This is a genomic window from Vibrio navarrensis, from assembly GCF_000764325.1.
Lineage (GTDB): Bacteria > Pseudomonadota > Gammaproteobacteria > Enterobacterales > Vibrionaceae > Vibrio > Vibrio navarrensis.
In genome coordinates, this window is sequence record NZ_JMCG01000001.1 from 427709 (window position 1) to 452573 (window position 24865).

At 47.1% G+C, this 24865-nt stretch carries 17 protein-coding genes; 14 read left to right on the forward strand and 3 right to left on the reverse strand.

Annotation, left to right across the window (positions count from 1 at the left end; genetic code table 11):
* Window positions 1-7: 7 nt before the first annotated feature.
* The 4 genes from EA26_RS01945 to EA26_RS01965 all read left to right on the forward strand — a co-directional run bounded on the left by EA26_RS01945 (window position 8) and on the right by EA26_RS01965 (window position 9586).
* Entirely contained in the window at window positions 8-2077 is a 2070-nt protein-coding gene (locus EA26_RS01945; protein ID WP_039422811.1) for a hypothetical protein, read from the forward strand.
* A gap of 239 nt (window positions 2078-2316) precedes the next feature.
* Complete coding sequence (locus EA26_RS01950; RefSeq protein WP_039422813.1) at window positions 2317-4890, forward strand: S8 family serine peptidase; 2574 nt, start codon at window positions 2317-2319, stop codon at window positions 4888-4890.
* Window positions 4891-5801: 911 nt separating this feature from the next.
* A complete protein-coding gene (locus EA26_RS01960) occupies window positions 5802-7667 on the forward strand; it encodes a 5'-nucleotidase C-terminal domain-containing protein (RefSeq protein ID WP_160173449.1) in 1866 nt (621 codons plus the stop codon).
* 350 nt (window positions 7668-8017) lie between these two features.
* A complete protein-coding gene (locus EA26_RS01965; RefSeq protein WP_039422819.1) occupies window positions 8018-9586 on the forward strand; it encodes an IS1182 family transposase in 1569 nt (522 codons plus the stop codon).
* Between the two features lie 385 nt (window positions 9587-9971).
* On the opposite strand, the gene EA26_RS01970 is transcribed toward EA26_RS01965, so the two are convergent.
* The 3 genes from EA26_RS01970 to EA26_RS22125 form a co-directional block, all read right to left on the reverse strand.
* Window positions 9972-12041 (reverse strand): YjbH domain-containing protein, encoded by a 2070-nt coding sequence (locus tag EA26_RS01970; protein WP_039422822.1) that lies wholly within the window; start codon window positions 12039-12041, stop codon window positions 9972-9974.
* Window positions 12042-12126: 85 nt separating this feature from the next.
* Window positions 12127-13065: a hypothetical protein gene (locus EA26_RS01975; RefSeq protein ID WP_152593648.1), complete on the reverse strand. Its 939-nt coding sequence runs from the start codon at window positions 13063-13065 to the stop codon at window positions 12127-12129.
* A 301-nt stretch (window positions 13066-13366) separates the two neighbouring features.
* Window positions 13367-13711, reverse strand: coding sequence for a hypothetical protein (locus tag EA26_RS22125; RefSeq protein WP_039422826.1), 345 nt, complete (start codon window positions 13709-13711; stop codon window positions 13367-13369).
* Window positions 13712-14173: 462 nt separating this feature from the next.
* Between EA26_RS22125 and EA26_RS01985 the strand changes: the two genes are divergently transcribed.
* The 10 genes from EA26_RS01985 (at window position 14174) to EA26_RS02030 (ending at window position 24863) form a co-directional block, all read left to right on the forward strand.
* Entirely contained in the window at window positions 14174-15307 is a 1134-nt protein-coding gene (locus tag EA26_RS01985; RefSeq protein WP_039422828.1) for a polysaccharide export protein, read from the forward strand.
* Between the two features lie 141 nt (window positions 15308-15448).
* Window positions 15449-15808: a four helix bundle protein gene (locus EA26_RS01990; protein WP_039422829.1), complete on the forward strand. Its 360-nt coding sequence runs from the start codon at window positions 15449-15451 to the stop codon at window positions 15806-15808.
* 186 nt (window positions 15809-15994) lie between these two features.
* The gene (locus tag EA26_RS01995; protein ID WP_039422831.1) at window positions 15995-16435 is read left to right on the forward strand and encodes a low molecular weight protein-tyrosine-phosphatase; all 441 of its coding nucleotides are present in this window, start codon (window positions 15995-15997) and stop codon (window positions 16433-16435) included.
* Window positions 16436-16654: 219 nt separating this feature from the next.
* Entirely contained in the window at window positions 16655-18826 is a 2172-nt protein-coding gene (locus EA26_RS02000; RefSeq protein ID WP_193244165.1) for a polysaccharide biosynthesis tyrosine autokinase, read from the forward strand.
* 113 nt (window positions 18827-18939) lie between these two features.
* On the forward strand, window positions 18940-20001 hold the full coding sequence (gene rffG / locus EA26_RS02005) for a dTDP-glucose 4,6-dehydratase (protein WP_039422840.1): 1062 nt from the start codon (window positions 18940-18942) through the stop codon (window positions 19999-20001).
* Between the two features lie 92 nt (window positions 20002-20093).
* Window positions 20094-20969, forward strand: coding sequence for a glucose-1-phosphate thymidylyltransferase RfbA (gene rfbA, locus EA26_RS02010; RefSeq protein WP_039422844.1), 876 nt, complete (start codon window positions 20094-20096; stop codon window positions 20967-20969).
* 2 nt (window positions 20970-20971) lie between these two features.
* On the forward strand, window positions 20972-22420 hold the full coding sequence (locus tag EA26_RS02015; protein ID WP_039422847.1) for a lipopolysaccharide biosynthesis protein: 1449 nt from the start codon (window positions 20972-20974) through the stop codon (window positions 22418-22420).
* Window positions 22417-23526: a DegT/DnrJ/EryC1/StrS family aminotransferase gene (locus EA26_RS02020; protein WP_039422850.1), complete on the forward strand. Its 1110-nt coding sequence runs from the start codon at window positions 22417-22419 to the stop codon at window positions 23524-23526. The genes EA26_RS02015 and EA26_RS02020 overlap by 4 nt, the downstream gene beginning before the upstream one ends.
* Complete coding sequence (locus EA26_RS02025; protein WP_160173450.1) at window positions 23513-23845, forward strand: GNAT family N-acetyltransferase; 333 nt, start codon at window positions 23513-23515, stop codon at window positions 23843-23845. The genes EA26_RS02020 and EA26_RS02025 overlap by 14 nt, the downstream gene beginning before the upstream one ends.
* A gap of 115 nt (window positions 23846-23960) precedes the next feature.
* Entirely contained in the window at window positions 23961-24863 is a 903-nt protein-coding gene (locus EA26_RS02030) for a 1-aminocyclopropane-1-carboxylate deaminase/D-cysteine desulfhydrase (protein WP_081947016.1), read from the forward strand.
* The last annotated feature ends 2 nt before the right edge of the window (window positions 24864-24865 follow it).

Genomic DNA, 24865 nt, shown 5'->3' on the forward strand with positions numbered 1-24865 from the left:
CAGAACTATGAAAACTCTATTCACACTTAAACCATTGGCAGTGGTTGTCGCTGCTGCAATCGGCTTGGCAGGCTGTAACAGCGAGAGCCAAGTGGCATCGTCTCCCGATGCGACTCAAGAGCAGAAAACCGCATCGGTCAAACTGGCGGCTAAATTCCCCGCACCCGAAGCAGGCGCAGCTTGGATTGGTAGCGCGAGTGAAATTGAGATCGATTTTTATCGCAACCAGTATGTGGGCAGCTTATCGGAAGCAGAAGATATGCTTGATGCCTACCATTTTTGCCAAGAGGAAAACTACAAGTCGGAAAACCAAAACCAAACGGTGATGGTCGGCGACGAAGAGCTGGAATGCTATGAGCTGCCAAACAACGGCATGAAAGAGCGTTTTGCGGTGGCCGCTTCGCTCAGCGCCAGCTCACCAACGGCATCGGTCAATCTCATGCCCGGTAAATACCGTGTTGAAGCACATTTTTATGATGCGCAAGGTGGTTTGCGTGAAACCAGTGTCAGCTACGTCACCTTCACCGAGGGTGAGCATCAAGTCGCGCTCAAAGGGGTTTCCGCTACTTGGACGGCACAAACGCCTATCGCGCTTTCACTGCTCAATCAGGCCCATGAGAAAGATTGGGATCCAGAAACCGAAGGCGTGCAAACGCCAGCCGAAGCAATGGGGCTGACTGGGAACATCCTAGGTCTGCATTTGCCAAGCCTGTTTGGCTATTCTGGCCCTTTAGGCGAAGAGCTGGAGTTGGACGATGGTGAAATTGGTATCTTAACGGGCAACATGACTAACGCCAAAGCTTCTGCGGCGCTGCTGGTTCCTGTGTGGCGAATTCAAGATGGCACTGGTGAGACTGATCTACACCCTCAAGCCAACCAAGATGACTATGACATGGGTTATATGGTTGAGCCAGGAGAAGTGGTAGAGCATCTGTATCGCCACGATACCATTGCTGGGCTGTACCAGCAGTATGCGGCGGGTGAAAACAGTGCGTTCATTGAACTCGGTACCAAGGAAATTGAAATCTTCTCCTCTGACTGGAGTGATGAAGAGCAAGATAGCCCAAGCCGCATGTTCTGGAACGCCTCTGTCTTGATGGGCGTCGCTCATGTGAGCGCAGACGAAGATGAAGAGGTAGAGCGTAACGCTTGGTATATGCGCAATATTACCTACTGGGATGCCGATATCGGGCAAAATGTGGATACGGGCATTCAAGTTCTGGATGTCGGAACTTGGCAGGAACAAAACAACTACGAGAAAACCTTCTTGGATGTTTTGCAAGGCAGTGCGAACTCGTTTGTCGGTGGCAATACCATTAATGGTTTCTTTATCGAAGTGGTTGAAAAGGGAACGGAATCAGACGGTGCCGAAATGCCGGCTCAGTACCTTGATGCCTCACTCAATGAGGTGGCTGTGCAAGCGGGCTTGTTGGCTAAAGCCAGCGAAAGCTGTCATGAACTAACAAATAAAGAGGTGAGCTTTAGTAACCAGTACCGCTGGGATGAAGAAAACAGCCGCTGGGTAGCAGGGACAACCAACGAGCTGTTGCTAAACGCTTACAGCAATCTCTATCCAACCTTCAATAGCTACCGTAGCGGGCATCAAAACGAGATTGATATGAACAATCTGAATATCAGCTATTATCAGGCTGAAATTGATAGTGCTTTGGCTAATGGTGCTAGCGAGGCAGATGTTCAATGGCTGGAAGACTTAATTACCAGTCTGCAAAATAGAAACACCTTAGAGCTTGCGGCTATTGACGATCTCAATACTCTGGAAGCTGAGTTTAATTCGAATGTCGATCTTAACGAGGATGGTACCGCGACCCTGTTTGAAGATGGTGTGTTCTACGCTGAGGGTTACTCATCGGGTTACTGCTATGTCAGCAGCCAGTGGAATTCAGAGCAGCAGATCAATAGCTACTCGCTAAACTGTGAAGGGGTGTCGGAAGCGGTAACCGAAGTGATGGCTTACACCACCACCACCACGGCAACTATGTGCATCCAACCATTCACGCTTGAAGCCTCTGAACTGGCGATTGATTACGGCACCGATGGCGGCGTGATCGTCGAATAAGGCAAATATCGAGTTAATCGTGTTATCGCTTTCATCACACCATGCTGCGACGTAGCATGGTGTGATGTTTTTTTACAGCGCAGATCTTTACAGCACAGATAGTTACAAAGTAGATAAATGTGCTGGTTCACATTCGCTTTTATTGATTTGTTTGCGTTATACCGCTTGGTTTTTCTCCATCAAGCGGATAAAAATTGAGTATAAATAGAAAGGATATCTTCACTACAGGAATTGCACGGATGCCGTACTTTCTTCGCCGTTTTCTTATTGTTATCACTCTGCTTGGCCCAGCTTTGCTGGCTAGCCATGCTGCGTTAGCGCAGAGCTGGTTAGTACGCATCAGTGACACGGGTTATAGCGAACGTTTTTCGCACCTAACGCCGCTGTATACTTTTACTGATCAAGACCGCCTGCTCAGTGTTAAACAAGCCGACCTCCTGCCTTTTTTCGCCGATAGCGAAGTGCGCTATATCGAACCTGATGCGCTATTGCAATTGCAAGAGCCAGTGCAATTGCAAGAGCCAACGCAATTAGAAGACCAAGTGCAACTAGATGAACCAGCGCCATTAAGCGAGCGGCAGCAAAAGAGCGGCCTTTTGCGCGCCGCTCAGGCCGCCACTGAAGTGCAAGATGGCTTAGCGATTGCGGGCTTCTCGCAGCTCAGCGCAAGCGAACGACAGTGCGATGCCATGCGTGTTGCGGTGCTGGATTCCGGTGTCGATATCAGCCATAGCGCGCTTAGTCATGTACTTTTCTCTGCGCCCTTTGATGTGATCAACCCAAGCACCAATATGAGCGATCCGTTTGGCCATGGCACGCATGTAACGGGGATTCTGGCTGCTAAAGCGAGTGAAAGTAGCAGCGTTCAAGGGGCATGCAGCAGCGCACAAGTGATGCCAATCCGCTTTTTAGGCGACACAGGCGGCGGGAAAATCGCCGATGCGGTGACGGGCATTCGCTGGGCGATAGACCACCAAGCCAACATCATCAACCACTCTTGGACGGTGACCCAATACTCGCAAGCGTTGTGGGATGTAATGAAAGAAGCTGACCAACTCGGCATCATTCAAATTGTCGCCGCAGGTAACTCGGGCTTCGATCTAGAACGCGACGGCTTTGATGTCTATCCAGCCGAGTTTGCCGCCCAACTGCCGATGATGTTAGCCGTTGCTAACTGGGACAACGCAAACCAACGCCTTAACAGCACCAGCAACTTCAACTGGGCCAAGGCCGACTTAGCCGCGCCTGGCACCCATATTCTCAGCTTAGCGCCGAATAACGCGACAAGAACAGAGAGTGGCACGTCGATGGCGGTGCCGTTTGTCACGGCCGCCAGCGCTATGCTTTGGCAGCAAAACCCTAATTGGTCTGCGGGGGCGCTCGTCAGCGCCGTAGTGCAGCAGAGCCAAACCAGCGCGCCTTTGGTCAGCCGGGTAAGACAAGGACGAAGGCTCAGCGTGGCCAATTTCGCTGATATCGCCGCACCGGGCCCGCAAGTGCTGTCGATTGAGCGAGTCTCTGGTGAGTTTCGTCTATCTGGGCATCGTTTAAACGAAGTCAGCGCTTGGCGCTATCGCAGCGCTGCGCAAAACAGTACTTTGGCAGAACGTGAACGATCACTCACACCCTTGCAATCCAGTGAGAGCTTGGTCTCTTTTAGTGATTGGGATATGCCAGCTGGCTGGCTGGAGTGGCAAAGCGCGGGCGGAGAGTGGCAGCAACTTGAGTATCTGCCTGACGTTCCTGCGCCCATCAATCTCTATCAACAAAGTCTTGAACGTGGCGAGCTGCTAACTTGGCAAGGCAGCGATTATGCCAGCGAGTACCAGATCTATCGTACCAGTAACAATAGCTACAAACAGAAGATCGCCAGCGTCAGCGGCGTGACCAATCAGTATCTCGATAGCGAAGGCAGCAGTGACGCCAGCTATCAGGTGCGCTTGGTGTATCGCATCGAAGTGGGCGGCAGTGAGTTTGAATTAACTTCTCCGCTGAGTGAAAGCTCATCAGATTCCGTCGGCGAGGTCATCCAAGTGGGCCCTGTACCAGTAGGGCAAGAGGCGTGGGTGAGCTTTTTTGTTGACGAAGCGAGCGTGGATTTAGCTATTGTCGAAGATACGAAAAACCTAGTACAAGAGGTGGTGGGCAACCGAGTGCGAATTGCGACCGATGTGGCGCGAACCGGGCAAATCACGGTGAAAAATCGCCTCACCGAAGCGCGACAAATGGCTTTGATTAGCATAGCGGAAGGAGAAAATTGGGGTGTTTCGCTCTCAGGTCAGCCGTTACTGCTGGATTTGACCTCTGCACAACTTTCTGGCGCGCAGCAAATCACCGATGGACGCATATTACTCTCCGGCCAATGGCTCGCGGCGGAAGGAGGAATTTTGCTCCGCCCGCAGCAAGCAAACTATCAGTTTACCCAAGCCAAAGTGATCCGCAGTAGTGGAGAGAGAGAAGTTATTTTAACTAACCGCGGGCAAAGCCTCGCCATCAGCTCGGGGGCCATCGCCAATGCGCAAAGCGCGGCAGAGCAAAGCGATAGCTTTCAAATCCTGCTCGAAATGAGTGTCAGCCCTCTCGCGGTCGCCGGAGAGAAACGCAGCGACAGCCGCTGCTTTCTCGCCACCTCTTTATTTGCCGACCAACCACAAACGCTGGCCTATTATCGCCACTTTCGCGACGAGGTATTGCTCAATCTCCCCGGCGGCGACTGGCTGGTGGCGCAGTATTATCACTGGTCCCCGCGCCTAGTCGTCTGGGCAGAAGAGCACCCTTGGTTTAAAGCCGTAATGAGGTGGGTGTTGGGGTAAAAAGGCGGTCCTAGGAAAGGCGAGAGCGGCCCTGGTTCCTGGGAGAAAAGCGGGGAAAAGAAGGTTGCTAGGAAGAGCAGGAAAGAGCAGGAGTCTAGGTGCTAGGAAGAGCGAGAAAAGCGGTTAAGAGCGGTCCTGGTTCCTAGGTCGCTAGGTTCTAGGAAGGGCGGGGAAGAGCAGGGAAGAGCAGTAAGAGCGGTCCTGTGGCCCTATGGTCCTGGAAAAGCGGGGAAAAGAAGGTTGCTAGGAAAAGAAGGTTTCTAGGGACTAGGAAAAAAAGGTTGCTAGGAAGAGCGGGAAAAGCGGTTAAGAGCGGTCCTGGTTCCTAGGTCGCTAGGTTCTAGGAAGGGCAGGGAAGAGCAGTAAGAGCGGTCCTATGGCCCTATGGTCCTGGAAAAGCGGGGAAAAGAAGAGGTTCCTAGGTTCTAGGAAAGAGCAGTTTTTCTTCCGCTCTTGCTTGCCTAGGACCCAGGGCCCAGAACCCAGAACCCAGGGCCATTTTTCCGCTCTTGCTCTTCCTAGAAATCTAGCTCCTAGCAACCTCGCCCCTGCTTTCCCCAGCACCGCTCTTAGTCTTTACCATAGGACCATTTTTCCGCTTCTGCTCTTCCTAGCAATCTAGTCCCTATTAATCTCGTCCCTTCTCTTCCGCCCTTGCTTTCCCTAGCCCCTTCCCTTCCTCCCATCACCAAGCCAACACCTTTTGTTAACTTATCAATCAATTTGTCAAAAAGAACGACATAAATCGATTGCATTCACACAACTTATGCATGCATGGCGATAATCTCGCCGAGGGCTTTACCTTACGCAAGTAATTAAAACTACCTAAACAATTGAGCAATAAAAGATTAATCAATGCGTCATTATCATTGAGTAGAGTGTGGAACTCTACAGAACAAGGGGATAACACTGTGTTACTAGGAAAAAAAACATTATTGGCGTGTGCGATTGTTGTAGGCCTAACAGGTTGTAACGATAAAGATAACGACAACGATAAAAAGAGGCTCACCCTGACCATTGCGCACATTAACGACCATCACTCCAAGCTTGATGCCAATAGCAATATGGCGCTGACATTGGCAAACGCAGCGGGTGAAAGCACCTCGGTGCGTAACGATATTGGCGGCTACGCCAAAGTGGTCAGCCAATTCAAAGCATTGGAAGCCAAACACAAAAACCTACTCAAATTGCACGCGGGCGATGCCATTACCGGCACCATGTATTACAGCCTGTTCCGTGATGAACTGCCCGATGCCTTGATGATGAACCAAGTCTGCTTTGATGCCTTTGCGCTTGGCAACCACGAGTTCGATGATGGTAACGAATCTTTAGCCAACTTCTTAGATAAACTGGCAGAAGGACAGTGTAAAACACCCGTATTGGCCGCCAATATCGAAGTGCCAAACAGCAACCCGATCTCTGGCAAATACCAACCTTACAAAGTCTTTGAAATTGATGGTTATCAAGTTGGTGTGATTGGCATTGATATCTCAGGGAAAACTCAGGCCTCGTCGTCGCCATCGGAAGACACGGTTTTCTTAAATGAAGCGGCGACGGCACAAAAATACATCGATAAGTTGAAAGCCGATGGCGTCAACAAAATAGTGCTACTCACTCATCAAACCTACCAAAACGACGTGAAGATGGCAGCCAAACTGACTGACGTGGATGTGATTGTCGGCGGTGATAGCCACACCTTGTTGGGTAATGCACAGCGTTTGAACTCAGTGGGTTTTGCTCCAGCGGGCGATTACCCAACCAAGGTGACTAACGCCAGCGGCCACACCACGTGTATTGTCCAAGCGTGGGAAAATAGCAAAGCGGTTGGTGAGCTAACGGTTGAGTTTACCTCAGACGGTAAAGTGAAAAGCTGTGTTGGCCAGCCACACATTCTTCTTGATCAACAATTTAAAAACAACGACGGAACCCCAGTGGCGTTCGCTGAGGCTGAAAACCAAGCCTTTGTGACTGCCGCGAAAGCCATTCCTGAGCTAGCGTTTGTCGAAGATGATGTCGAAACTGCGGCCTTGCTGAAAAACTTTTCAGATGAGATCAACGTGAAAAAAGCCGAAATCATCAACAGCAGCAACAGCAAGTTGTGTAACGAGCGTGTGCCAGGCAGCAATCATAGCTCGGGCGATCTCTGTGGCCCTGGTAGTGCAGAGCGCGCATTTATGGATAAACACGGCAGCGTGATGGCGCACATTGTTTCTAAAGCCTTTCTTGATCTCTCTTTGCGCGCCGATCTCGCGATTCAAAACACCGGTGGCGTTCGCAAGAGTATCGATGTGGGTAATGTCAGTGTCGGTAATGCCTTTGATGTTCTACCGTTCAGTAATTTCCTCGTTAACTTGGAGATGACAGGGCAAGAGATCATCAACACATTAGAAGATGCGATAGACAACGTGGTCGCCAACAACTCCAGTGGTGCATTCCCTGCGGCGGCCAATCTGCGTTTTGATGTGGATATGAACGCCGAGAAAGGTCAGCGTGTTACGAAGGTTGAAGCGCGTCGCCGTGATGAATCAGTATGGCATACGATTGAACTCGATAAGATGTATATCGTCGTGACCAACGACTTTATCGCCAAAGGCGGCGACCGTTACGACACCATGAAGCCCATCTACGCCGATGACGCGCGCCGTGAAGACACCGGTTTGCTTTACACCGACTCTTTGATCAACTACATCAAAAAGCTCGATAAAGACAAGACCCCACTCGATCAACCCGCCGCCGATGAGATGCCAGTGCAAAACTTTGTTGCATTGAAAAAGTAGGGACTAGGAAAAAAAGGTTGCTAGGAAGAGCAGGGAAAAGCGGTTAAGAGCGGTCCTGGTTCCTAGGTCGCTAGGTTTTAGGAAGGGCGGGGAAGAGCAGGTCGCTAGGGACTAGGAAAAGAAGGTTGCTAGGTTCTAGGTTTCTAGGTTCTAGGAAGAGCAGGAAGAGCAGGAAGAGCAGGAAGAGCGGCCCTGGTTCCTAGGTTGCTGGGTTCTAGGAAAGAGCAGTTTTCCTTCCGCTTTTGCTTGCCTAGGACCTAGAGCACCGATCAGTTTAAAAAACATACAGTGACTTTAGCCCCAAAACATGATCAAATACACAGTATTATTAACTTATCAACTGATTGATTATGTCTAATTCTAGAAACTGGGAACCACCAACTGCTCTTTCCAAAAAAGAGCAGTTTATTTGCAAAAAGTTAAAACAGACCGGAAAACTGTTTGTGTTCTTACGCACCAATCGTCATCTCATCATTAATGAAGAGATTAATCATAAGCTTATGTCGATGTATGCTGACCACCCAAGAGGAAAGCCTGCTGTTCCGGCCGCTCTTTTAGCTATGGCAACGATTCTCCAAGCATACGAGCAAAAATCGGATGCCGGAGCGACATTAGAAGCGATGTTTGACCAACGTTGGCAAATGGTACTGGACTGTCTAGGGAGCGAGGAATCGCCATTTTCACAAGGCACCTTATGTGATTTTCGTCATCGTTTAATTGCGCACGATATGGATGTAGTTTTACTTGAACATACCGTAAATGTCGCTCGTGAAGTTGGAGGTTTTAGTCATGTTCAGCTCAGAGTGGCCCTAGACTCAGCGCCACTACAGGGCGCTGGTCGAGTTGAAGATACGTTCAATTTAGTGGGACATGCTCTTGAATTAGTCGTCAACTGTGCTGCACAAATAAAGATGATCTCAGAAGAAGAACTCATCGAAGAATGTGGTCTAAAACTGGTAGGAAAAAGCAGTGTCAAAGCGGCGTTAGACATTGATTGGTCAGATAAAAACGAGAAGCATCAAGCCGTTGAAACCTTGCAAAATGATGTTGACGCTCTGAAGCAGTGGTTAGAAAAACAACCCTCCGCCTTTATTAAGCATAAAGGGCTGGAAGAGAGCCTCGCTTTACTTGCAAAAGTTTTGGAACAGAATATAGACCCCGACCCGGACGGAAATGGGCCTAAAGTAAAAGAGGGTTCGGTGCCGGATAGGCAAATCTCTATCTCAGACTCAACCATGCGCCATGGACGAAAATCAAGCTCAAGGACGATTAGCGGGTTTAAGCAACATATTGCTGTCGACTTAGACAACAAGCTGATATTAGCGACCTGTGTCCGTCCTGCCAATGAACCGGAGCACAAGGCGTCGGAGTACTTAAAACCCAAAGTCAATGCTTACGGTGAAGTTAAACAAATTCAAATAGATAGGGGTTATTTAGCCGCTAGCTGGACAACAGAGCTGTATGAGGCTGGGAAAGAGGTTGTTGCAAAGCCATGGACACCACCATCCAAAAAAGTACTGACTAAAAACGCCTTCCAAATAGACTTGGTTGAAGGTTGTGTCATGTGCCCAGCAGGGAAAGTGGCCATGATAAAGTCTGGAAAAGTAACGCAAGCTCGTTTTAAATCAACGGAATGCAACGCTTGTCCGAAGAAAGCAGATTGTACGACATCAGAGAAAGGTCGAAAAATTAAAATACACGAGCAGGAAGCGATGCTGCAAAAACTTCAGAAGTACGTAAGTACGTCTCAAGGTCGGGCTGATGCTAGAGAGCGGGTCAAAGTAGAGCACTCTCTAGCATCAATCTGCAACCGCAAAGGTCCTAGAGCAAGGTACCGAGGCTTGCGGCTAAATGAATATGATTTAAACAGAACGGCAGCTATTACCAACCTGCATATAGCGATGAGTTTGGCTGCTTAAAATTTAAACTATATGGTGCTCTAGGTTTCTAGGTTCTAGGAAGAGCAGGAAGAGCAGGAAGAGCAGGAAGAGCAGGAAGAGCGGCCCTGGTTCCTAGGTTGCTAGGTTCTAGGAAGAGCAGGAAAAGCGGGAAGAGCGGTCCTGCTTTTCTAGGTCCTGCTTTTCCGCTTTTGCTTTCCCTCGTAACCTAGCTTCTAGAAAACTCGTCCCTTCTCTTCCGCTTTCCCCAGGACCATAGGACCTTCTCTTCCGCTCTTGCTTTTCCCAGAGCCCAGGACCACAGGACCACAGGACCATTTTTCCGCCCTTGTTCTCCCTAGTCCCTGCCTTTCCCCAGTACCCAGGTCCCCAGGGCCTAGGACCTTCTTTTCCCTCTCTTCCGCTCTTAATCCCTATCCAAATACCTCAAATACGCATTTCGTAAACGTACTTGTTGGTTTTCGAAGTAGCCGGCGCCATAGCGACCACGGTTGTGGTATTGACGTTCCAAACTGTGTTGGAAGTTGACTGCGCCGCCAAGGCCGCTATTGATGTAGTTGTGTTTCTCATGAATACGGGTTTGCAGTGAGAAATCAAACTGGTCGATGCCGCGAACCTGAAGGTAACCCGGTTTCATGCCTCGCCATACATCAATCGGGAAGGCGACACCAAGCGTTAAAAATTGCTCTTTGTCTCTGCCTTCGAACTGGCTATTGAGGTAACGAGCGAAAACGTTGAAATCGCCAAACCAGTGGTTGGTGGTGATCTCATAGCCTTTGTCGCTGTTCCAAAACTCGCCGCCGACAATATCCAATTGCCAATCCCACTCTGGGCGTGAGTAGTGGTAACCCGCTAAGCTGACCGACTTTTCCTGACCTTTAATATCGCGGTGCTCATAATCGCTGTACTGGTAAGAAAGTGAATGGTGACCTTGCGGAGAGTGCCAAGCGAGATCATGGGTGTACCCTTCGTAATCAGTACGAATGCGGCCAAAAGACAATTGATAGCCAAAGCCATAAGGTAGGGAGAAGGCTTGGTGAGCCACCACGCGATCCACCCCGCGCTCAAAGGCTGAATTTTGCCAGTAGCCACCTTCTTCGTAGTCATCACTGTTGGCCACTGGCGTCACATGGCGAATATCCAGTGCGGCACCTTTCCATAACGGCGCGTAAATATTGCTGGCTAAGGCTAAGCTGTAATCCCACACCCCGTACTCGGTTGCGACGCCATAGCGCAGTGTTGGTGCAAGGCTAAGTTGTACGCGGCCAAAACCGGACGCTTGTTGCTCGCCCTGCCAATCGGCGGCGTCGAGCATTTCACCTGGGTTGCTGGTGTCAAAGGCGAGATCGCGACAGGCGATGTTGTCGCGCAGAAAATCGCGATAACACTGCGCAGAAGTGCTTACTTTGCTAGTCGCAATACCATTGGTCAGGGCGATCACTTGGAACTTGTCGTTAGTCAGTTCGAGCTCTGCTGCGGCGCTTTGCCCATAGTAGCTAGACACTATCCCCAGAGCCACACCAAGGCCATCAACTTGGTTTTGGTTATAACGGCGGTTTTCTAGGGTGATAATCAACTGCCCATCGTGGCGGCCGAGGCGCACATTCAAAAAGCCCTCGCCCAGCAGCGCTTGTTTTAATGCTTGTAGCGAAGCGCTTTGTGCATTTTGCTGCGCTATGGTCAGTTTGTCTTGAAGGGTGAGGCGGTCGCTGACTTGGGTGGGTTCGGTGATAAATTTACCTGCCAGCGGCACGCTCACTTGGGTTTGCCATAGGGGCTGTTCACTCTTTTCATGGCTGGTGTAAAGCTGATAACCGAGCGAGGCTTTCACGCCGTAAGGGAGGAAATCTTTCGGCGTCATCACTTTAACCATCGCATTGTAAGCCACGCTGTCGTACTCGCCGAGTAACTGAACGAAATCAAACGGTTGGTATTCCACGCCGCCAAACGCGCCGTTCATCACTTGCGGGTTTAAGGTGGAAGAGCCATAACCAAGGCTGGCACGTACGGGCAACGCATCAAAGGTGTAGTCCGCGACTGCGTATTTGGTTTCAAAATTGTTGGCCGCGCCGCCCCAATCTTGCATACCAAAAGCCAGTTTAAGGTTGTCATGGTGGTAGAAATTGGGGATCTGGTATTTAAACGATGCGGAGAGATCGCGAATGCCGCCACTGGGGTCCTCATACAAGTTGGTATCGTAGGTTTTCGTTACAATACGCCCATGGGCTTCCAACCCTTGGAAAAGGCCTAAGGAAAACTTCAGCACATCCAGCTCAGCAATTTCGCCACGAAAGGGTACCCCTTGAGCAAAGGTATAACTAAAGTCGCCGCTTTGCATCACTTGTGCGTTGGGGGTTAAAACGAGGCCGGAAAACGCCTGATTGGCCGAAGTGACAGATAAAGGCGCACTTAGAGCAGCGCTGCTTAAAGGTAAACCACCCAGCAGCATCGCCAAGCGAATAGGATTAAGCTTCATCGGGTATCCTAAGAAAAAAAGAGTCCATTTGATAACAAAAAGGCACTCACAAAGAGTGCCTTTAAAAAGCGTGTTTCAGCCGAAATTAATCGCCAGTGCTGCCGCCGCCTGAACCAGTGCCAGTGCCAGTACCAGTGCCTGGGTTTGGATCTACAGGTTTAGCTGGGCTCTCACTATTACCGACCTCAGTCTTAACATCCGCAGGGATGTCATCGATAGTCGTTGCTGGGTTAGTCATAGTCACTTTAGTCGCTGGATCTGCAATAACAGCGTCTACCGTCGCTTTAACATCAACCACAATGTTACCGCCTGTACCCGTAGCGCCTGCTGCTGGGTAGAAAGGGTTTGATGAAGTCACGGTTGCGGCGAGGTTTTTCGCCATAACTGCAGTTTCAGTAGAGGTTAGAGTGCCTTTTTTCACCAGCACGTCAGTCAATACGTGAGTCGTTGCCGTTAACTGACCCGCCAGTTTCTTGGTGTTCTCATCCGCACTGTTTTTCAGCTTAGAGATAGCACCTTCAAGGTCAGTCATCAGTTCTGCTGCAGTAACGCCTGCGTTCAATACAGGACCTAGGCCTAGGTCTTGCAGAACTTGAGTTGCAGCCGCTTCTGTGTAGTCTGCGCCATTTAGAGTTTGTGCTACTAGTGAAGTAAACGGTGTTGCAGCAATTTTAGAGCCAGATGTTGCAAAACCGCGAGGGATAGATAGCGAAACATCTGCCATTGATTTGCCGTTAGATACGTCTACCGCACCCGCTGTTGGGTTAAAGGTAAAGGTACAGCTACTTGGGTTAGAGAAAAGTAGAGAATCTACAGTGGTTGTTACCGTAGAAAAACCACTGTAAGCCGTTTTTGGTAGAGTGCCAGTTTCAGTTACGCCATCCGCAGTACAAGAATAAGTACCCGCGATATCTTGAATCGCACCGTCAAATGCTTGAACTTGTTGTTGTGGATCTTTGCCATCACTGCCGCAACCTGCAAGCAACGCTGCAGCCACACATGCTGTTAATAGTTTAGTTTTCAAAATTACGCTCCGGTTGTTTTAATTGGATCCAAACGCAACCTCAAGCATAGCGTTATATTAACAATGTGTAAATACTGAGCAAAATCTACCTCAAGAAAAATTCATAGAAAAAGGGGGGAAGGGAAAGGAAAGGTACTAGGTACTAGGAAGAGCGGGGAAAAGCGGTCCTGGTTCCTAGGTTACTAGGTTCTAGGAAGAGCGGGGAAAAAAGGTACTAGGTTCTAGGAAAAGAAGGTTGCTAGGTTCTAGGGAAGAGCAGGAAGAGCGGTCCTGCTTTTCCGCTTTTGCTTGCCCTCGTAACCTAGCTTCTAGAAAACTCGTTTCCTGCTTTACCTGCTTTTGCTCTTCCCAGAACCCAGGGCCCAGAACCTAGAACCTTCTTTTCCCTCTCTTCCGCTCTTGCTTTCCTAGAACCAAGGGCCTTGCTTTCCCTAGTAACGCTTTTAGCCTTTCCCACAGGACCACAGGACCACAGGACCACAGGACCACAGGACCACAGGACCATAGGACCTTCTCTTCCGCCCTTGCTTTCCCAGAACCAAGGGCCCAGAACCCAGAACCTTCTCTTTCTCTCTTCCCCCCAAAAAACAATTTGTGCTGTACGCCACAATATGGATAATAAGCCGCCATAAATATTATTAATCATGACAGAATCCTAACAACTGTCATGAAACGTCAGTAATTTGTCGTTTGGTCTTTTGCCCGGCGGCAAGTTCATCATGCGCTGTGTGGTTGTGCGTATACACCAACGGGCGGTAGCGTGCCTAAACTGTGATGCTCTGATTAAATAGATGTTTAATATCAAAGCGTTAACAAAGAGCTCATCTTGGTGTGTGCAAACAACTGGCGCTGTTCTAATCCCTTGTTCGGCATTAGACAGCGTAAGTAACAGAATGAAAAATAACGGAATATCGGGTTTTAGAGTCGGGCTGTGCAAACAGACTAAAAAATCAGATTATAAAATATAGTTAAGTGCGATCATGGAAGCGTGTTTAACTATATTGAATACCTGAACCTAGCAATGGCTAGGGACTCCGGAAATCAAAACCACTTTGTGTTCACCCAAGAGTGCGGTTAATCACTCTGGCATTATGATGATTTGGCTTACATGGAACTAAAAAGAAAACTTCTGTTAGCAACCTTGCTACCTATCTTGCTTGCTGGATGTACCGTACCCGGCTCTCACCTCCCCACCGACAACAAAACGCGCGTTGAAACCAATCAGAGCGAAGAAAACGATCTCTCGCAAATGGTGAATCTCTACCCGCTGACAACGCAAACCATCTCGACTTACCTCACCACGCCGCCTTCGGTTTCTCGCGCCAACCCTGAGCTTGATAGCCAGCTTGCGCGTTACGAATACCGCATTGGCCCGGGTGATATTCTCAACGTGACCATTTGGGACCACCCCGAACTGACCATTCCTGCTGGCTCTTACCGTAGCGCCGAAGAGGCTGGTAACTGGGTTCATGCCGATGGCACCATTTTCTACCCTTATATTGGCACTGTTGAGGTGGCGGGCAAAACCGTGCGTGAAGTACGTGCCGATATCGCCAAGCGCTTGGCGAAATTTATCGAAAGCCCGCAGGTGGACGTAAACGTTGCCGCGTTTCGCTCGAAAAAAGCCTACATCACAGGGGAAGTTTCGAACCCAGGCCAACAGCCGATCACCAATATTCCGCTCACCCTGCTAGATGCGGTTAACCGCGCTGGTGGCCTCGCGCAAGACGCCGATTGGCGCAATGTGACCCTAACGCGCAACGGTGAAGAGCAACAAATCTCCCTTTATGCGCTGATGCAGCGTGGCGATCTCACACAAAACCGTTTGTTGCAACCGGGCGACATCGTCCACGTGCCGCGCAACGACGCGCAAAAAGTGTTTGTGATGGGTGAAGTGAAAGATCCCAAACTGTTGAAGATGGACCGCTCTGGCATGAGCCTGACCGAAGCCCTCAGCAGTGTTGGCGGTATTAACGAGCTCTCTGCCGACGCAACTGGCGTGTTTGTCATCCGCACTTCAGACAACAAATCTGAGCGCATGGCCGACATCTACCAACTCAATATCAAAGACGCCTCTGCTTTAGTCATCGGCACCGAGTTTGACCTCAAACCGTATGACATTGTTTACGTTACCGCCGCGCCAATCACCCGCTGGAACCGTTTGATCGGCCAGCTACTGCCAACCATCAATGGCTTTAACAACCTAACCGAAGGCGCGTTAAGGGTAAAAACTTGGCCGTAAGAAAGGTTAAAAGCGGTTAAAAGCGGTTAAAAGCGGCCCTATGGTCCTATGGTCCTGAAGGGCGGGGAAGGGCGAAAGCGGTTAAGAGCGGTCCTATGGTCCTAGAAAAGCGGTTCTAATACACTTAAACAAGGATGAAAGATGAGGGTGTTGGGATTTGAAACGCTTGAGGTTTGGAAAAAGAGTTCAAGGCTTTCGGTTGATATCGTTAAATCTCTCCGGCAGTGTAAAAATTATGCTTTGCTTGACCAGCTAACACGCAGTTCTCTTTCAATCCCTTCGAATATTTCCGAGGGCGAAGAGAGAGAAACTGCCAAAGAGTCTGCCCGCTTTTTATATATAGCAAAGGGTTCTTGTGGAGAAATGATTACTCAACTCTATATCGCGATTGAGCTGGGCTACATCAGCAAAGAGCAAGGAATGGCATTCATTCAAGAAGCCAAGCATATTTCTGTCATGCTGGCGAAGTTGATCAAAATTCGCAAAGGCACGGTACGATAAGACTTGACACAATAGATGTGGCTGTTGTTTCCAGTTTGACAGGACCACAGGACCACAGGACCACAGGACCACAGGACCACAGGACCACAGGACCACAGGACCACAGGACCACAGGACCACAGGACCACAGGACCCCAGAACCTAGTACCCAGGACCCAAAAACTTTATATCGATAGGCTGTAAGGCATGTTTAACAAAATTCTAGTCGTTTGTGTCGGTAACATCTGCCGTTCTCCTACTGGGGAGCGTGTGTTGCAAAAGTTACTGCCGCATAAAACCATCGCTTCTGCGGGCATTGCGGCGGAAAAAAGCCGTTTAGTCGGTAAGCCAGCCGATCCCATGGCGATCGAAGTCGCGGCCGAGCACGGGGTGGATGTAGAAAACCATCACTCTCAGCAGTTAACCCCGCAGCTATGCAGCCAGTATGATCTCATCTTAGTGATGGAAAAAAGCCATATGGAAGCGCTGACACAAATAGCGCCAGAAGCACGCGGTAAAACCATGTTATTCGGCCAATGGATCGGGCAAAAAGAGATCCCCGACCCATACAGACAAAGTAAAGAAGCCTTTGACTACGCTTACAAGTTAATTGACGAAGCCGCCCAAGCCTGGGCGAAGAAGTTGTAGAAGAGCGGTTAAGAGCGGGTCCTAGGGGAAAAGCGGCCCTAGTTCCTAGGAAGAGCAAAATCTAGAACCCAGAACCCAGAACCTAGAGCCTAGAACCCAGAACCCAGAGCCTAGAACCTAGGACCCAGAACCTAGGACCCAGAACCTAGAGCCTAGAACCCAGAGCCTAGAACCTAGAACCTTATTCAAAAATCCACCAACCCGGAAATTTACGAGACAATGACAACACCACAAACTCGACCTTCTGTTGATAACGCTTCTGACGAAATCGATTTAGGCAAGCTGCTTGGTATTTTATTGGATGCCAAATGGTTCATCTTCGCCATTACCTTTATCTTCGCGGTCGGTGGGGTGGCGGTGGCGCTGCTTTCTACGCCGATCTACAAAGCCGATGCTTTACTGCAAATTGAAGAAAAAAGCTCGGGTGGCGTTAGTTCGCTGGTGGGCGATATGGGGGATCTGTTCAGTGCAAAATCCTCCGCCACTACAGAAATTGAGATTCTCAAATCGCGGATGATTTTGGGCGACACGGTGGAGAGATTTAACCTCACCACAGTGACAGAGGCGAAGTACTTCCCGCTGGTTGGTAAGGGCATCGCGCGCATGGCAGGCAAGGTCAACCAAATTGAGGTGAGCCGCTACCAAGTGCCTGATTACGCACAAGGGATGAGCCATACCATTTTGGTGACCGATGAAGCGCAGCAAAGCTACCAACTGGTGCGCGAAGATGACAGCGTAGTGCTGCAAGGTAAAGCGGGCGAGCTGGCGAAAAACGACGGTTATGAACTGTTTGTTACCGAGCTGCGTTCTCACACTGGGCAAGAGTTTGCCATTGGCCAGCGCAACCGTTTAGAGGCGATTGAATGGTTAAAACAAAATCTCTCCATTTCAGAGCGCGGCAAGCAGACCGGGATTTTACAACTGAGCTTTGAAGGCGAAAACCGCAAGCAGATTAGTGACATCCTCAATCACATTAGCCAAACCTACTTTTTACAAAACGTTGAGCGTAACTCAGCAGAAGCGGAAAAGAGTCTGAGCTTTTTAAAAGGCCACCTGCCGGACATTAAAGACAGCCTGACCATTGCCGAAGACACATTAAATCGTTTTCGCCAAGAGAACGACTCGATCGATTTGGGCCTAGAAGCCAAATCAACGCTTGATGTGATGGTGAAACTCGAAGCGCAGCTGAACGAGCTGACTTTTAAAGAGAGTGAAATTAGCCAGCGCTTTACCAAAGATCACCCGGCTTATATTTCTCTGTTAGATAAACGTGAAACCCTGCTTAAAGAGCGCGAGCGTTTAAACCTGCAAGTGCAAAAGCTGCCGAAAACCCAGCGTGAAGTGCTGCGCATGACACGCGATGTAGAAGTAAACCAGCAGATCTACATTCAGCTACTCAATAAAGTGCAAGAGCTGAGCATCATCAAAGCGGGCACAGTGGGTAATGTGCGTATTTTGGATGAGGCGCAAACCTTTGCCAGACCGATCAAACCGAAAAAACCGCTGATTGCGGTGCTAGCTACCTTGCTGGGCGGCATGCTCAGTGTGGCGATTGTGCTGGTGAAAGCCGCGCTGCATCGCGGAGTAGAAACGCCCGATCAAATCGAGCAAATTGGCCTTTCCGTTTACGCTAGCGTGCCGAAATCGACCCTGCAAATTGCCTTGGCCGAAAAACTCAAGCGCAAAGGCAAGCACAACAAAGAGTTGGCGCTGCTTTCAGAGAGCAACCCAGCCGATCTTTCCATCGAAGCGCTGCGCGGTCTACGCACCAGCTTGCACTTCGCCATGCTAGAAGCCAAAAACAACGTGGTGATGATCTCTGGCCCTGCGCCAGGTATTGGTAAATCCTTTATCTCCACCAACTTTGCTGCCGTGGCAGCGAAAACCGGGCAAAAAGTGCTGATTATCGATGCCGATATGCGCAAAGGCTACTTGCAGCAATGTTTTGGCCTGAGCTGGGAAAATGGCCTCTCTGATTACCTCGCAGGCAAAATCGACACCGCCACCGCCGTGCAACACGCTAAAGTGGACAACCTCGATATTATTACCCGCGGCCAAGTGCCACCCAACCCCTCTGAGCTTTTAATGCACCCGCGCTTTAAACAGTTGGTGGAGTGGGCGAGTGAAAACTATGACTTAGTGATTATTGATACCCCGCCAGTGCTGGCGGTTACCGACCCAAGCATTGTTGGCTCGCTAGCAGGCACCACGCTGATGGTGGCACGTTTTGGCCAAAATACAGTGAAAGAGATTGAAGTGGCACGTAACCGCTTTGAACAAGCGGGCATTGAGGTGAAAGGCGTAATTCTTAACGCCACCGAGAAACGTGCATCAAGTTACTACGGCTATGGTTATTACAACTATAGCTATGGTGATAGCAAGAAGGCGTAATTATTCTTACTAGAACCTAGAACCTAGAACCTAGAACCTAGAACCTAAAATGAGATGGCGATGTTGGTCTGTCTCAAAATAAATAGAAGCGTAAAGGAAACGAGCAGTATTTTATGAAAATTCTCGTCACTGGCGGCGCGGGCTTTATAGGCTCTGCCGTGGTTCGCCACATCATCGATGATACTCAAGATAGCGTAGTAAACCTTGATAAGCTCACTTATGCAGGTAACTTAGAATCACTGACCAGCGTTGCAGGCAGCGAACGCTATACTTTCGAGCAGGTAGATATTTGTGATCGCGCAGAGCTGGATCGTGTATTTGCCGTGCACCAACCAGATGCGGTGATGCATTTGGCCGCTGAATCTCACGTAGACCGCTCAATTGATGGGCCTGCCGCTTTTATTGAAACTAATATTGTCGGTACATACATTTTGTTAGAAGCAGCGCGTAGCTACTGGAATAGCTTGGACGGCGAGCGCAAAGCCGCGTTTCGTTTCCACCATATTTCGACCGATGAAGTGTATGGTGATTTAGAAGGTACAGACGACCTGTTTACTGAAACGACCTCGTATGCACCAAGTAGCCCTTATTCTGCTTCTAAAGCATCGAGCGATCACTTGGTTCGATCTTGGCTGCGTACCTACGGTTTACCAACCATAGTCACCAACTGCTCAAACAACTACGGTCCGTACCATTTTCCTGAAAAGCTTATTCCGCTGATGATTCTCAATGCCTTAGAAGGTAAAACTCTGCCTGTATATGGCGATGGCATGCAGATCCGCGACTGGCTATTTGTCGAAGATCACGCTCGCGCACTTTACAAAGTGGTCACCGAAGGTGTTGTGGGTGAAACCTACAATATCGGCGGCCATAACGAGAAAGCCAATATTGAAGTGGTGAAAACGATTTGTTCACTACTTGAAGAATTGGTACCAAAGAAACCCCAAGGTGTTGATCAATATTTAGACCTGATTACTTACGTAAAAGACCGCCCTGGTCATGATGTGCGATACGCCATTGATGCAAGCAAGATTGAGCGCGAGTTAGGTTGGAAACCACAAGAAACCTTTGAGTCCGGTATTCGTAAAACAGTCGAATGGTACTTAAACAACCAAGAATGGTGGTCTCGCGTTCTCGACGGCTCTTACTCCCGAGAGCGCCTCGGCACAAATTAAGCACTTTCAGTCTTCTTATTAAATTATCTCAGGTTCTTTGCTCTAGGCTTTTCCTAGAACTTAGTACCTATTAACCTAGGATCCTATTTTCCATGAAAGGCATCATTCTGGCTGGTGGCTCGGGCACAAGGCTTTACCCAATAACGCGTGGTGTATCGAAGCAGTTACTCCCTGTTTACGATAAGCCAATGATCTACTATCCACTTTCAGTATTAATGTTGGCTGGTATTCGTGAAATTCTGATTATTACCACTCCAGAAGATCAGGATAGTTTTAAGCGTTTACTGGGTGATGGCAGCGATTTTGGCATCGACCTACAGTACGCGATTCAACCGAGCCCAGATGGTTTGGCGCAAGCTTTTATAATTGGTGAAGAATTTATTGGCGATTCCTCAGTATGTTTAGTGTTGGGCGATAATATATTTTGGGGGCAAAACTTTCGTGCAAAACTACAACACGCAGTTGAAAATGCAAGTGAAGGCAAAGGGGCGACGGTCTTCGGTTACCAGGTGAAAGATCCTGAACGTTTTGGTGTGGTTGAGTTTGATGAAAATAATCGTGCGATTTCGATTGAAGAAAAGCCAAGCAAACCGAAAAGTAACTTTGCTGTCACTGGGTTGTATTTTTACGATAATCAAGTGGTAAAACTGGCCAAGGAAGTGCAGCCTTCAGCTCGCGGTGAACTGGAAATCACCTGCCTTAATGAGATGTACTTAAAGCGAAATCAGCTTAATGTTGAATTACTCGGCCGTGGCTATGCTTGGTTAGACACTGGCACTCATGAAAGCTTGTTAGAAGCGGCACAATTTGTTGAAACCATTGAAAAGCGACAAGGTTATAAAGTCGCTTGTCTAGAAGAGATTGCCTACAGTCAACAGTGGTTATCTACTGAGCAAGTAGCAGAGCGTGCAGAATTAATGGTTAAGAATGGATATGGGCAGTATCTTGCTGGTTTGTTGAAAAACTAACTATGTCTAGTTTAAAGCAAAAAGCGACGACAGGGCTAAAATGGAGTGCTATTGAGCGTTTAGCAACTCAAGCTGTGCAGCTTTTGGTTATGCTCTTGTTAGCGCGTCAATTAGGTCCTCAGGCTTTTGGTTTAGTTGGCATGCTCGCTGTATTTATCGCGATTAGCCAAGTGTTTGTTGATAGTGGTATGACATCCGCTTTAATTCGTAAGTTAGATAGAACGGAAGCTGATTTTTCAACGGCATTTTATTTTAATATCGTTATTGCCGTTATTTGCTACGCGCTCTTGTATCTGACAGCACCAAGCATAGCTCGTTTTTACCAACAGCCCGAATTAATCGAGTTGGCTAGAGTTTTGGGTCTAGTTATAATGGTTAACGCTTTTGCGGTTATTCAAAAAGCAAAGCTTACTATTGTTATGGATTTTAAAACCCAAGCTAAAGCCTCTTTGCTGTCGGTTTTGTTGAGTAGTTTTGTTGCACTCATCACAGCTCATTTAGGTTTTGGTGTTTGGGCACTTGTTGTACAAACGCTCACATTTGCCATCTCTAATGTACTGCTACTGAATTATTTCCATTTTTGGTGGCCGAACAGTCGTTTTTCACGTCAGTCGTTTAATGATTTATTTGGTTTTGGCTCTAAATTACTTTTATCAGGTTTAATCGATTCACTGTTTCAAAATATCTATCAACTAGTGATAGGTAAACAGTTCAGTGCTACAGATGTTGGGTATTTTACTCAGGCTAACCAATTGGTTAGAACTCCTGCAACTACAATGGTCACAATTATACAAAAAGTAACTTACCCATTACTAAGTGGAATTCAGAGAGAACCACAGAGGCTCAACTGTGCCTATTTATTGATTATTCGATTAGCGGCAGTCGTTTCTTTTCCGTTACTGATTGGTTTGGCTACTACTGCTGATATTTTACTGCCGTTAGTTTTAGGTGAACAATGGCAACCAGCTGTGATATTGGTTTCGATATTATCAATAGGTTTTTTGTTATACCCAATACATTCTATCAACCTGAATTATCTACAAGTTAAAGGCCGTTCCGATCTGTTTCTAAAATTAGAAATTATTAAAAAGATAATCACCACATTAATACTATTTATTACTGTACCTTATGGCGTTACTGTCATCTGTATAGGTATGGTTGTACAGTCGTATCTTGCTTTAGTGATTAATACTTATTACAACGGTAAATTAGGTAACTTAGGTTTAATTAAGCAACTGCAAGACTTATTACCGATAGGCACTATTGCAGTGTTTGTTTGTATAAGTGGCAAACTATTAGTAATTCAGTTTATCAGTAATCCATTACTACAATTGATTTTAATTGGGATTTATGCAATTCCGAGTTACATCATATTAATTAAAATGTTTCAACCTGATCTTTACCAACAAATACTGTCGATGCTGCAATCTAAAACCAGTAGGCCATCATGAAAAAAATTACAGTCACCTCACCTTTATTACCACCATTAGAAGAGCTAACCCCTTATCTAGAAGATATATGGCAGAGAAAATGGTTGACCAATAATGGTTATTATCATCAACAGCTTGAAGCAGCATTATGCGACTATTTAGGTGTGTCTTATATCAGCCTTTTTTCAAACGGCACTTTAGCTCTTATCACTGCGCTACAGGCTTTAGATCTTGAGGGAGAAGTAATAACCACACCTTATAGTTTTGTAGCTACCAGCCATGCCATAAAATGGAATAACTTAACGCCGGTATTTGTTGATATAGATCCGACAACCTTCAATCTTGACCCAAGCAAGATCGAAGCAGCGATCACGGATAAAACCTGCGCTATTTTACCTGTTCATGTTTACGGCAATCCTTGTGATCATGATGCCATTCAAGCCATTGCTGATAAGCATAACTTAAAAGTTATCTATGATGCCGCCCATGCCTTTGGGGTGAAGAAAGATGGTGAGTCTATCCTTAATATGGGGGAGCTATCTATTTTAAGTTTCCATGCCACGAAAGCCTACTCCACGATTGAAGGTGGTGCGGTGGTTTGCCACAGCCAAGAAATGAAAGACAAGCTAGATAGGCTGAAAAACTTTGGCTTTGAATCAGAAACAGAGATTAGCTTATGTGGTATGAATGCAAAACTCAATGAAGTCCAGGCTGCATTTGGTTTGGTAACGTTAAAGTATATTGATGAGGCTATTACTAAACGTAAAAGAATTGCTGAGTTTTATGAAAACCACTTGGCGTCAGTCGATGGTATAATAACATTCAAACAAGAATCATGTGTAGAAGCAAATTACTCGTATTTCCCAATAATCATTATTGAAGATAAGCTGGGTATTAGTCGCAATGATCTTTTTGATGCACTTAAAAAAAATGACATTTTGGCGAGAAGATATTTCTATCCCTTGATTACAAATTTCAAAGAATATCGTAACTTTCAAAACGAATTACCGTGTTCAGAAGAGATATCAAACAGTGTAATATGTTTACCTATACACAATGATCTAACTCAATTAGATTTAGAGTTTGTTGTAAATGTAATTAAGTGTAATGCAAATGTTAATAAGTAAGCTTGATGTAAAAGAGATAAAAGAGTTAGAGAGGTTTCTTCATAAAGTAGATGAAGACTTTCAACCAACTTTGTCATCTCGTGTTGATATAAAAAATTATGCTCAAAAGTTAATATGTAACGCAATTGTTTTTAAAGCATATAAAGCCTCAAATACAATTGGTCTAGTTGCATGTTATGCGAATGACTCATCAAAAAAAAATGCTTATATTCCTTTTATTGCTGTCGATAGAGATTTTCGAGGTTATGGTATAGGTGGGATTTTATTAAATAAGTTACTGTTCGAGTTAAAAAAAATAATTTTAAAAACCTATCATTAACAGTACGAAAAAATTCTGATGCATTCTATTTGTATAAAAAAATTGGTTTTAAAATAGATTATGAGTTCAAATATAAAAATACTGATATAGTTGGTGTTAATATGGTTAAGAAAATATGAATATGATCACGCCAATTCAAAAGATAATTTATAGTTCAATAGATAATCTTTACGTAAAAAGAGATGATCTATATCCAATCTCAGGCGGCGGAAATAAAGGAAGGAAAGCGAAATACATTTTGGAAAAATGTATTTCCAATGGATGTAATGCAGTCGTAACTTGTGGTGGGATTCAATCCAATCATACTCGAGCAACGGCAATTCGATGTAAAGAATTAGGCTTAGAATGTACAATAGTTATTCATGCTAAGCCTAGAGAGCAATCATCAGGCAATTTGAAGTTATTACAGCTTCTTGGTATCCGAATTGTCTACTGTGAAATGAAAGATGTAGCAGCTGTTATGGACGCTGAAATGCTTCGTTGGTCTTCGCTAGGCTACTCTCCTTTTTATATTTGGGGAGGAGGGCATTGCTATGAAGGTACGCTAGCCTATTTTGATGCAGTAAAAGAGCTAAAAGAACAAACAGATATCCAATTTGATGCGGTGTTTGTTGCTAGCGGAACAGGGGCAACACAGGCAGGGTTACATTGCGGTTTCAAGCACTACTTTCCTGACGCCCAAGTTTATGGGATTAGTGTTGCTCGAGAAAAACAACGTGGTTATGAAGCGGTAAAAAACTCAGTTGCTGAGTTTATTGGGTATAAAAAGCTTGATAGCAGTTATCTTGATGATATCAACTTTGATGATTCTGCTAACTGTGGCGGTTACGAACAAACAAATGCTGAGTTGCTGAGTCTAATTAAGTCTGTCGCCATAAGATCGGGGATCATTCTTGACCCTACCTATACGGGGAAAGCATGGTTAGGTATGGAAAATCATATTAAAAATCAGGTTGTAAGGCCAGATGCAAAAATTTTATTTTGGCATACTGGTGGATTACTAAATTTAATGGCTTAACT